At 64.5% G+C, this 10713-nt stretch carries 12 protein-coding genes and 1 other RNA gene; 4 read left to right on the forward strand and 9 right to left on the reverse strand.

All coding sequences use genetic code 11. The features are described 5' to 3' along the window. Positions 1-54: 54 nt before the first annotated feature. The 7 genes from FJ942_RS09010 to ffs all read right to left on the reverse strand — a co-directional run bounded on the left by FJ942_RS09010 (position 55) and on the right by ffs (position 6257). Positions 55-1332: a lytic murein transglycosylase gene (locus FJ942_RS09010; RefSeq protein WP_140897506.1), complete on the reverse strand. Its 1278-nt coding sequence runs from the start codon at positions 1330-1332 to the stop codon at positions 55-57. A gap of 197 nt (positions 1333-1529) precedes the next feature. Further along, the gene (gene recR, locus FJ942_RS09020) at positions 1530-2135 is read right to left on the reverse strand and encodes a recombination mediator RecR (protein WP_140496859.1); all 606 of its coding nucleotides are present in this window, start codon (positions 2133-2135) and stop codon (positions 1530-1532) included. A gap of 98 nt (positions 2136-2233) precedes the next feature. Next, the gene (locus FJ942_RS09025) at positions 2234-3193 is read right to left on the reverse strand and encodes a cell wall hydrolase (RefSeq protein ID WP_140513118.1); all 960 of its coding nucleotides are present in this window, start codon (positions 3191-3193) and stop codon (positions 2234-2236) included. A gap of 196 nt (positions 3194-3389) precedes the next feature. Continuing rightward, positions 3390-3797 carry a hypothetical protein gene (locus tag FJ942_RS09030; protein ID WP_140496863.1) on the reverse strand — a complete coding sequence of 136 codons (408 nt, stop codon included), beginning with the start codon at positions 3795-3797 and terminating at the stop codon, positions 3390-3392. A 71-nt stretch (positions 3798-3868) separates the two neighbouring features. Beyond that, positions 3869-4192, reverse strand: coding sequence for a YbaB/EbfC family nucleoid-associated protein (locus FJ942_RS09035; protein WP_140496865.1), 324 nt, complete (start codon positions 4190-4192; stop codon positions 3869-3871). Between the two features lie 30 nt (positions 4193-4222). Continuing rightward, a complete protein-coding gene (locus tag FJ942_RS09040) occupies positions 4223-6055 on the reverse strand; it encodes a DNA polymerase III subunit gamma/tau (RefSeq protein ID WP_140897508.1) in 1833 nt (610 codons plus the stop codon). Positions 6056-6160: 105 nt separating this feature from the next. Beyond that, an RNA gene (gene ffs, locus FJ942_RS09045) (signal recognition particle sRNA small type) lies at positions 6161-6257 on the reverse strand. A 145-nt stretch (positions 6258-6402) separates the two neighbouring features. Between ffs and FJ942_RS09050 the strand changes: the two genes are divergently transcribed. Genes FJ942_RS09050 through FJ942_RS09060 form a run of 3 tightly spaced genes read left to right on the forward strand, consistent with a single transcriptional unit; the run spans position 6403 to position 8134 of the window. After that, positions 6403-6822, forward strand: a complete 420-nt coding sequence (locus FJ942_RS09050; protein WP_140556749.1) for an HIT family protein — start codon at positions 6403-6405, stop codon at positions 6820-6822. Between the two features lie 51 nt (positions 6823-6873). Further along, positions 6874-7815: an NAD(+) diphosphatase gene (gene nudC, locus FJ942_RS09055; protein WP_140496871.1), complete on the forward strand. Its 942-nt coding sequence runs from the start codon at positions 6874-6876 to the stop codon at positions 7813-7815. A gap of 19 nt (positions 7816-7834) precedes the next feature. Next, the gene (locus FJ942_RS09060; RefSeq protein ID WP_140523808.1) at positions 7835-8134 is read left to right on the forward strand and encodes a Dabb family protein; all 300 of its coding nucleotides are present in this window, start codon (positions 7835-7837) and stop codon (positions 8132-8134) included. Position 8135: 1 nt separating this feature from the next. Here the strand turns inward: FJ942_RS09060 and FJ942_RS09065 are convergent, their stop codons facing one another. Together FJ942_RS09065 and FJ942_RS09070 are read right to left on the reverse strand one after the other, a co-directional pair. Further along, the gene (locus tag FJ942_RS09065) at positions 8136-8999 is read right to left on the reverse strand and encodes a prephenate dehydratase (protein ID WP_140817645.1); all 864 of its coding nucleotides are present in this window, start codon (positions 8997-8999) and stop codon (positions 8136-8138) included. Between the two features lie 35 nt (positions 9000-9034). Then, a complete protein-coding gene (locus FJ942_RS09070; protein ID WP_140556751.1) occupies positions 9035-9763 on the reverse strand; it encodes a 3-deoxy-manno-octulosonate cytidylyltransferase in 729 nt (242 codons plus the stop codon). Between the two features lie 191 nt (positions 9764-9954). Between FJ942_RS09070 and FJ942_RS09075 the strand changes: the two genes are divergently transcribed. Further along, positions 9955-10671, forward strand: a complete 717-nt coding sequence (locus tag FJ942_RS09075) for a cytochrome c family protein (RefSeq protein ID WP_140897511.1) — start codon at positions 9955-9957, stop codon at positions 10669-10671. Positions 10672-10713: the final 42 nt, after the last annotated feature.

A 10713-nucleotide genomic window follows, 5' to 3' on the forward strand; every position in this document is an offset into this window, starting at 1 on the left:
AGCATGCGAAGGCCAACAGAGGCCCGCATTCGAGAAAAAACCCTGACGTGGGAGTTACTTCAGAGCAGCGACCAGGCCGGCATCGGGGAAGCAGGTGGCGGGCTTGCCGTTCTTTTCCTGCCAGGCGCCGATCGAGCGGCGGGTCTTGAAGCCGGGCAGTCCGTCGGCACTGCCGACATCATAGCCCTTGGCCTCCAGCGCCCGCTGCAGGGCGGCGATGTCGGAGCGGTGGAGGTCACCGACCGCACCCCAGCTGCCGGAAAAATTCGCATCGCCATGGGCGATGCGGTCGGCGCCATGGCCGATGAAGAGGGCATAGAGGTCGCTGGTGTTGTATTGCTTCAGCACGTAGAAATTGGGCGTGGCGATGAAGGCTGGGCCGCTGCGGCCGGCCGGCATCAGCAGGAAGCCCTCGGCCTTCAGCTCGCTCGCCGGGAATGCCTTGCCGCCGACACGCTTGATGCCCATTGCGGCCCATTGCGAGATTGTCTTGCCCTGGTCGGGGCCTTCGAGCGAACAGGAGACGCTCTCGGGCACGGTCACCTCGAAGCCCCAGCCACGTCCCCTCACCCAGCCATAATGGACGAGATAGTTGGCGATCGAGGCGAGCACGTCAGGCGTCGAGCTCCAGATGTCGACACGCCCGTCGCCATCGAAATCCACCGCATGCTTGAGAAACGATGTCGGCATGAACTGCGGTTGGCCGAGCGCGCCGGCCCAGGACGATTTCATCGCATCCACCGGGGCCAATCCGCGCTGGACGATCTCGAGCGCCGCCAGCAGCTCGGTGCGGAAGAAGTCCTTCCTCGTCGACATGAACGCCTTGGTGCCCAGCACCTCGAAGGCGTCGTAAGGCATCTTCGCCGCGCCGAACCCTGTTTCGCGGCCCCAGATCGCCAAAAGGACCTCGCCCGGCACGCCATAGCGCTTTTCGATCGCGGCGAGTGTCCTGGCGTTGGCCGCCTCGCGCGTCCGCCCGCCCGATGTGACCGCGCGGATGGTCTTCTCGGCGAAATAGGCGCCGGGCGAGCCGAACTCGGCCTGATGCTGCTTCTGCGGCGTCTTCGGCTTCTCGCCGGGCATGACAAGATCGGGCAGCTTGAGATTGGGTTTGACGCCGTCGAAAGCGGCATCGAAGGTCTGCTTGGAAATGCGCTTTGCCTTGGCGTCAGGCCACAAATCGTTCCGCAGCCAGGCGCGGAACTGGTTGTCGACTTTGGCGGCCGAGGCGGGGGTGGAGAGGAACAGTGCAGCCAGTATCGCCAGGAAAAACGCAAAGCAGAACTTGCGGAGGCCGCGTTCCTTGGCGCCCCCCTCTGGCCTGCCGGCCATCTCCCCCTCAAGGGGGGAGATCGACTGTTGTCTCTGCCTTCGCCAAACACCGCCGTTGAAAAGGAGATGCCGGCTGCGAAATTGCCAATCTCCCCCCTTGAGGGGGAGATGTCCGGCAGGACAGAGGGGGGCGCCACGGAACGCCAACTTTTGAGGATGCGGGATCACCGTGACAAGCATCCTTCCCCGCAATCGCGTCAAAACGCCGTCCTGGAGCGCAGCGCTGCCGCCAGCGTGCCTTCGTCGAGATAGTCGAGTTCGCCCCCGACCGGCACGCCATGCGCCAGCCGCGTTATCTTCACCTCGAAACCGTGCAATTGATCGGTCAGGTAGTGGGCCGTGGTCTGGCCCTCCACCGTGGCATTGACGGCCAGGATGATCTCCTTGACCTCGCCGCCGGCGACGCGGTCGACCAATGAGCGGATGTTGAGCTGATCGGGGCCGATGCCGTCGAGCGGCGACAGCGTGCCGCCCAGCACGTGGTAGCGCACGTTCATCGCCGCCGCCCGCTCCAGCGCCCACAGATCAGAGACGTCCTCGACGACGATCAGCGTGCCGGCGTCACGGCGCGGATCGGTGCAGATCATGCAGGGGTCGGACGTGTCGACATTGCCGCAGGTGGAGCAAATGCGCACCTTGTCGGCCGCCTCGCCCATGGCGGCGGCGAGCGGCGACAGCAGTTGTTCCTTCTTCTTGATCAAATGCAGCGCGGCGCGCCTGGCCGAGCGGGGACCGAGCCCCGGCACTTTGGCCAGGAGCTGGATCAGGCGTTCGATCTCGGGACCCGCGATTCGCTTGGACATTGCCCTGATCTAGAGCAATTCCGCGAAAAGTGCGAAGCGGTTTTGCGTCCGGACCGCGTCTCCAACCAGCACCGGCAGGCCGTCAAGTGCGGCCCGCCTCAGTTGGTTTCGAGCGGACGGCTCTGGCTGACGATCATCGCGCCGATGGCATCGGTGTTCTCAGGCGTCGACTGGAATCCCATCGCCGCTTCCTGCGGCGCGCCCTGCACCGAGGAAATGACCTTCGTGTTCAAGGTCCCGCCAAAACGAGCGGCGTCCGGTTCCTCCATCGGCTCCTGCATCGCCACCATCGTCGGCTTTTCCTGGACGCGCGCAGACTTTGCGGCCGGCGCAGCCGATGCCGTCACGTAGGTCTGCTGGGCCGCCTTGCCGGAGCGCACCGGCTCCGCCGCGGCAGTCACGTAGGCCGCAGCGGTGCGATCGGATGTCTTGGCCGCCGGCTCGGCGGAAGCAACACGAGTCGCGGCAACTCCGGGCAGGGCTGCTGGCTGCTCGGCCGAGGCGACCGCGACCGTCGGCTCGTCCGGCAGCGGCTGCCAGTTGCGGCCGCGCTTCTCGTAGAACGCATTGCCGCCGGCGACCATGGTGTAATGCATGTTCTTGTAGGGGAAGCGCAGGCCCGCGGTGTGGAAATACATCGTGTTCTTGAGCTTGGCCTTGCGCTCGCCCTTGAGCACGGCGTCGGCGGCTTCCTCGACATCGGGCATGGCACGCGAATTCATCGGCCTGGTCATGACGCCGGGCGCGAACTGGCCGCGCTCGCCCACCACCGCGCAGATGGTGTCGCCATGTTTGCCGGAGCGCAGCCGGTTCATCACGACAGTGCCGACGGCGATCATGCCATCGCGGCTCGACCGGTTGGATTCGAAGAACATCGCCCTTTCCAGGCATTCCCTGTCCTTCGGCGTGTGGTAGCCGCGGGAGCTCAGGAAACTCGGCGTGATGGCGTCGGTCAGGCTGGACATGCCGTGTGACGCGGTCTGGCTGCAAGCGGCCAGGAACAGGGGAGACGTGACGACGCCGAGCAACAGCGGCGTCTTCCATCGCGTGGCAATCAACAGGTAACCCTCTCACTTCGATGCCCGCCCCCAGGCTGCGGCAAGAATGAGACACTTTCGGGCAAAATGATGGCTAAAACGTTATTGATGAGATGCTGTTGCCAAACTGGCACAGTTACGTGGCAAGATCCGGACTTCAAGCCTTTGTTTTATGCACGCCCTTGTCCAGGCCGAGACCGCTTTTGGACGACATGCATTATCGCCCGGCTGAAATCGCTGCCGGCCGTCCTGGCTCAATTTCTTCGAATTTCTCCGAGAACAGCCCGCGCTTCAGGAACAATGCTCGCGCATTGCGGGCGACCGGCGCGATCTTTCCCGGCCAGTCGCTGTCGATGAACTCGGACCTGGTGAAATCGGGGTTGGCCTCCCCGGCAGCCTCCAGGAAATCCGCGATCTCCAGCACGATGGCGCGTTCTTCCTTCGAGAGCGCCGAAGTACCGGCTTCGATCGAGGGGCGATGCACGAAATCCTCGAACAGGTTGAAATAGCCCTTGATGCCGACGAGATCGACGCCGGCATCAGAATCGGCCAGGATTTCCAGGATCTCGTAGATCCTGTTGCGGATACGCTGCTCGATCAGCCTTTCGGACGGCTCTTCGGCCATGGCCAACTAGTCTTTGGCTTTATGCATGTCGTTATCCCCAAAACCGTCGCACACTCTTGGGCGACATGCATCTAGAACGGCAGTTTCATTCCCGGCGGAATCGGCAGGCCGGCGGTCAGCGCCTTGGTCTTTTCCTGCATGATCTGCTCGACCTTGGCCTTGGCGTCATTGTGAGCGGCCAGAAGCAGGTCTTCGAGGATCTCCACCTCATCCTCCTTGAACAGAGACGGGTCGATCTTCAGCGACTTCATCTCGAACTTGCCGGTCAACGTGACAATGACCAGGCCGCCGCCGGCCTGGCCGACGGCTTCGACCGTGGCGATCTCGTCCTGCATAGCCTGGAACTTGGCTTGCATTTCCTTCGCCTTGCCCATGAGGCCGAGAAGATCTTTCATGGTCCGATCCTTTGCAGAGTCGTGGTTTCGTCAGGGTTCGTCGTCGTCCGCCGGCGGCTCGACCGGCACTTCGGCTTCGACCGCGTCGGCTTCCGGCGCGTCGGGGATGCGCACGTCGATGATCCTGGCGCCGGGAAAACACGCCAGGATGGCGGCGACCGTCGGATCGCTCTTGGCGTCGAGCAAAGCGTTCTCGCGCCTGGTCGATTCCATTTCGGCCAGCGTCTGGCCGCCCTCTTCCTTCGACAGCGACACCAGCCAGTTGCGACCGGTCCAGGCGCGCAGCTTGGTCGTCAAATCGTTGAGCAGCATTTTGGGCGCATCGTCGGTCAGGCTGACGTCGATGCGGCCGGGCTCGATGCGCACGAGGCGGATGCAGCGCTTGACCAGCACCTTGAAGGCGATGTCGCGCTGCGCGTCGGCAAGGGCGACAATATCGGCCAGCGATTTCAGCGGTATTGGCTGCGCCTCCGGCGCCGGCTGCACAGGCGCAATGAAGGCGGCCGGAGCGGGCGCGGCTTCCACCAGCCGCATGGTCTGCGCGCCGCCCGACCCGCCGGGCATGCGCGCCTGCGCCACTGCGCTGGCGCCGTTGCCACCAGGAGCGCCGCCATTACCGGGGCTCGCCGGCGCGCCGTTCGAACGCGGCGCGGCGCCCGGCGCCGGCAGGCCGTTCTCCAGCGATCTCAATGCTTCGTCCAGCGTCGGCAGGTCGGCCGCATGCGCCAGCCGGATCAGCACCATCTCGGCGGCACTTACAGGGCGGTTGGACGACTGCACCTCCGGGATGCCCTTGAGCAGCATCTGCCACGTCCGCGACAGCACCTTGATCGAGAGCGTCCGCGCGAAATCGGCGCCGCGCTCGCGCTCGTCCTGCGACAGCGCCGCGTCGTCGGCGGCGGCCGGAACGAAACGCAGCCGGGTGACGAGATGGTTGAATTCGGCAAGGTCTGTCAGCACGGCGGCCGGATCGGCGCCGGTGTCGTATTGCGCGCGCAATTCCGCCAGTGCCGCGGCAACGTCACCCTTCATGACATGTTCGAACAAATCGACGACGCGGGCGCGATCGGCGAGACCCAGCATCGCGCGCACGGCTTCGGCGCTGACCGCACCGCCGCCATGCGCGATGGCCTGGTCGAAAATCGATTGAGCATCGCGCATCGACCCCTCGGCCGCGCGCGCGATCATCGCCAGCGCGTCGTCTTCCGCCTCGATGCCTTCCAGGCCCGCTATCCGGGCGAGATCAGCCTTCACCACAGCCGCATCGATGCGCCTCAGGTCAAAGCGCTGGCAGCGCGACAGCACGGTGATCGGCACCTTGCGGATTTCGGTGGTGGCGAAGATGAACTTGACGTGCGGCGGCGGCTCTTCCAGCGTCTTCAACAGGCCGTTGAAGGCCTGCGTCGACAGCATGTGCACTTCGTCGATGATGTAGACCTTGTAGCGGGCCGAGACCGGCGCGTAGCGCACCCGTTCGATGATGTCCCTGATGTCGTCGATGCCGGTGTGCGAGGCGGCATCCATCTCGATGACGTCGACATGGCGGCCTTCCATGATCGCCTGGCAGTGCTCGCCGAGCACGGCAAGGTCGACGGAAGGCTGGTCGATTGTTGCCGTTTTATAATTCAGGGCCCGCGCGAGAATGCGCGCGGTCGTGGTCTTGCCGACGCCGCGCACGCCGGTCAACATCCAGGCCTGGGCGATGCGGCCGGTGGCGAAAGCGTTGGTGAGCGTGCGCACCATCGGCTCCTGGCCGACCAGTTCGGAGAAATTCGCCGGACGGTACTTGCGCGCCAGCACGCGATAGGCGCCAGCCTTGCCTATCTCCAGGCTTTTTGGTCCCGAATTTCCGGCTTCGCTCATTCGCCCGCAAAACTCCAAATGGCCGCGCCAAAAGGCGGCCGATTCCTGCGCATAGTTTCGCCCGCGCTGCAATGCGTCGTCAACGTCGCGAGAAGGGCCGATGAGGTGGGAGGCTGGAACAATGACCCGTTCCGGGCTCGTTAGGGCTGCTTCCTTCCGGACCTGACCCGGTTGGCGAGTGGATCGTCCACCACCAACCTCCCTCCGTCCATATCGGCAATTCGGCGACGAAATGCAAGGGCGCAGGCAAATCGGCTGCACCAGCCACGAGATTCGCTTGCAGCCTCGATGCAGCCGCTCTAGCGTTCATGACTCTGAGGAAAACACCAAAAGCAAGGGAAACGCCGATGCTGCCGGGCCTGAAGGCCGGATTCACGCTGGATACCCGGCTGGAGGCGGACAGCGAGCAGTTGATGTGGCTTGGGCTGTGTGAACTGCGCGTGATGAACGACCGCCGCTGGCCATGGCTGCTTCTGGTGCCGCAGCGGCCGGGCGTGGAGGAAATCCACGACATGACGCCGCTCGACCAGACAATGCTGACCTTCGAGACCAATATGGTGGCGCAGGCGCTGAAGAAGGTGACCGGCTGCACCAAGATCAACACCGGCGCGCTCGGTAACATCGTGCGCCAGCTGCACATCCACGTCATCGCCCGTTCGGAAGGCGATCCCGGCTGGCCAGGCCCGGTGTGGGGGCACGGCCTGCGCGAGCCCTATCAGCGCTCCGAGCTGCGCCGGTTTGCCGAAACGATAAGGGCGGCGCTATAAGCCTTCCCGTGTCCATCCCGAACGTGTCCATCCCGAACGCCCAGAGTCCGCATGAGCTTTAGCCTGTTTGACGCGCCCTTGCGCGAGCCGAGCCAATTCGTCGGCTTCGCCGGCAACAGTATCGACCGACAATCCGAGAACCGCGCCGACGATTCGGTCGACAAAGCGCTCGCCGATCCTGGAACCAGGCTGCTTTTGATGCAGGGCGGCCGGCTCTACCTGAAGGTTCGTGACGGCAGCTTCGATCCCTGGTTCGGCGTCGCCGAAAGCCTGCCCTTCCAGACCTTGCCCGGCAGCGGTGTGCTGCTTGGATTCTCCGACCAGGGCCCGGTGCTGGCGGTGACCGCCGGCCTCGAGCCGGAACAGCTTCCCGAAACGGTCAAGGCCATCGACTACCGCTCGGTCTACATGCAAGGCCTGATCGACGAAGCGGCCGCCGGAGCGATGGCGCAGGGCGCCGCGCTGCTCGCCTGGCACGCCAGCCATCGTTTCTGCAGCAAATGCGGGACCGAGTCACAAATGCGGGCCGGCGGCTACAAGCGCCATTGCCCGAATTGCGGCACCGAGCATTTTCCACGCACCGATCCGGTGGCGATCATGCTGACGGCGACGCGCGAGAAATGCCTGCTCGGGCGCGGCCGGCATTTCGCGCCGGGCATGTACTCCGCCCTTGCCGGCTTCATCGAGCCGGGCGAGACGATCGAGGCGGCGGTGCGCCGCGAGACGCTGGAGGAGGCCGGCATCCGGCTCGGCCGCGTCGTCTACCACGCCAGCCAGCCCTGGCCATTCCCCTATTCGCTGATGATCGGCTGCTTCGGCGAGCCGCTCAATGAAGACATCCAGGCCGACCTCAACGAGCTGGAAGACTGCCGCTGGTTCTTGCGCGACGAGGTGCGCCTGATGCTGGCCAGGGAGCATCCGGGCAATCTGATCACGCCGCCGAAGGGAGCCATCGCGCATCACCTGATCCGCGCCTGGGTCGACAGCGAATAATGGAAATCAGGAGAGGGAAATGATCCGCCATACCGTCGTGTTCACGCTGAAGCATCCGCCGCACTCGCTGGAGGAAAAAAGGTTCCTGGTCGACGCCAAAAAATTCCTCTCGGCGATCAGGGGCGTCACCCATTTCGAACAATTGCGCCAGGTCAGCCCCAAGAACGACTACCAGTTCGGCTTCTCCATGGAATTCGCCGACCAGGCCGCCTATACCAGGTACAACGACCATCCCGACCACGTCGCCTTCGTGCGCGACCGCTGGATTCCTGAAGTCGAGACCTTCATGGAGATCGACTATGTGCCCCTTGGCTGGTAGCTCAATCCGCTACCTTCCACTGCTCGCGTGACTCACTTGCCGGATAGACGCCGAGGATCCGCACTTCGCGCGAGAAGAAGCGAAGCTCGTCCAGCGCCAGCTTGACCAGCGGATCGTCGGGGTGGCCCTCGATGTCGGCGTAGAACAGTGTCGCCGTGAAGGCGCCGAGCTGGTAGCTCTCGAGCTTGGTCATGTTGATGCCGTTGGTGGCGAAACCGCCCATCGCCTTGTAGAGCGCGGCCGGCACGTTGCGGACGCGGAAGATGAAGGTCGTCATCATCTTGGCGTCAGGCGACGGGCGTTCGGCCCACTGCTTGTTCTTGGTCAGGACGACGAAGCGCGTGACGTTGGAATCGGTGTCCTCGACATTCTCCTCGATGATGTCGAGGCCGTAGAGCGTGGCGGCCAATGCCGGGGACAGGGCCGCCATGGTACGGTCCTTGACCTCGGAGACCATCTTGGCCGCGCCCGCCGTGTCGCCGGCGACAACCGCCTTCCAGCCATTTTTGCGGACGTATTTGCGGCACTGGCCGAGCGCATGGATGTGGCTGTGCACGGTTTTGATCTCGTCACGCCTCACACCTGGCAGCACCATCAGCTGGAAATGGATGGGCAGGAAATATTCGCCGATGATGTGCAGCCTCGATTCCGGCAGCAGATGGTGAATGTCGGCGACGCGCCCGGCGATGGTGTTCTCGATCGGGATCATGGCGAGATCGGCCTTGCCGGTTTCGACCGCGTTGAACGCATCCTCGAAGGTCGGGCACGGCAGCGGCTGCATCGAGGGATAGACGTTACGGCAGGCGGTGTCGGAATTGGCGCCGGGCTCGCCCTGGAAGGATATTCTGTTGGTCTTTTCAGGCATGGCCAAAGCTCGTTGAAGGGGTGTCGGTTCGGCGCTCAGTTTGAAAGGATCGTCCTGGCCCGTTCCAGGTCTTGCGGCGTGTCGACGCCGAGCGGCAGCGACCGCACGATCTCGGCGTCGATGCGCATGCCGGCTTCCAGCGCCCGCAACTGCTCCAGCCGCTCGCGGCGTTCCAGCGGCGACGGCTTGAGCGCCACGAAGCGCTCGAGCGCCGAGCGGCGATAGGCATAGAGACCGACATGGTGATAGAGCGCGCCCTCGCCCCAGGGCGCGGTGGCCCGGGTGAAATAAAGCGCCCTCAGCCTGGTGGCCGACAATGGCGAGCCAACGATCTTGACGACGTTGGGATTGGTCTTTTCCTCGTCGCGCTCGATCTCGACGCCGAGCGTGGCGATGTCCACCGCCTTGTCCTCGAACGGCCTGAGCGAGGCCACGATGATCGCGGGATCGATGGTCGGCAGGTCACCCTGCACATTGACGATGGTTTCGACCTTGTTTGCCGGATCCAGCACCGTCAGGGCCTCGAATATCCGGTCCGAACCCGATTCGTGGTCCGAGCGCGTCATCACCGCCTCGAAACCATGCGCGCGCACCGCTTCCGCCACGCCTTGCGTGTCGGTCGCCACCACCACACGGCCAAGCCCGGCCTCGGCGGCGCGGCGCGCGACATGGACGATCATCGGGGCGCCGGCAATGTCGGCCAGCGGCTTGCCCGGGAGCCGGGTCGAGGCCATGCGGGCGGGGATCAGGATCAAGGTGGACATCGGTTTGGCGGGCGTTCGAAACGAGGAGGGGAAAGTGGCAAAAGGTCTCACTGGAAGCGCCCTTATAGGTGTTGCAACGCCGGAGCAAAAGACCTAGTTTCCGCGCGATTTGACCGGCTCTGGAGGGCAGGTCTCGATACCGACGGACGGAGTGGACGGATCGGTCCGCCGGAAAAGGGAGCAAGGGGCGTATGGATTCCAACGAAGTCAACAAGCTGCTCGCCGGATTGCTCGGAACCGTTTTCGTGGTGTTCTCGGTCGGCATCGTGTCGGACGCGCTGTTTGCCTCGCCCGCTCCGGAAAAGCCCGGCTTCGCCATCGAGGCCGCCGAGCCCGCCGAGGGCGGCCCCGCCGCTCCGGCAGCCGCCGAAAAGCCGATCGCGGATCTTCTGGCCAACGCAAGTGCCGAACAGGGCGCTGCCATCTTCAAGAAATGCCAGGCCTGCCACTCCGGCGAGAAGGGCGGCCCCAACAAGGTCGGCCCGGATTTGTGGGATCTCATCGACCGCCCGGTCGCCGAGCATGAGGGCTTCGCCTATTCGGCCGGCATGAAGGAGTTTTCCAAGGGCGGCACAGAGAAGTGGACCTACGACAACATCAACCACTTCATCACCTCGCCGAAAAAATTCGTGAAAGGCACGGCGATGGGCTTTGCCGGCCTGCCGAAGGAAGAAGACCGCGCCAACGTCATCGCCTATCTGCGCACGCTGTCGGACAATCCCAAGCCGCTGCCCGCGCCGGGCGCTGCCGCCGATGCATCCGCCCCCGCCAAGCCCGCCGAAGGGGCCGCACCGGCCAAGCCGGCCGAAGGCGCAGCTCCTGCCAAGCCAGCGGCGCCTGCGGCTCCCGCCGCACCAGCTCCGGCCGCACCAGCTCCGGCCGCCCCGGCACCGGCGCCTGCTCAATAAACCGGATATAGTCTCGACGACCTTGAAAAAGCCGGGTTCAGC

The organism is Mesorhizobium sp. B2-4-2 (assembly GCF_006442845.1).
In the GTDB taxonomy this organism is placed as follows: domain Bacteria; phylum Pseudomonadota; class Alphaproteobacteria; order Rhizobiales; family Rhizobiaceae; genus Mesorhizobium.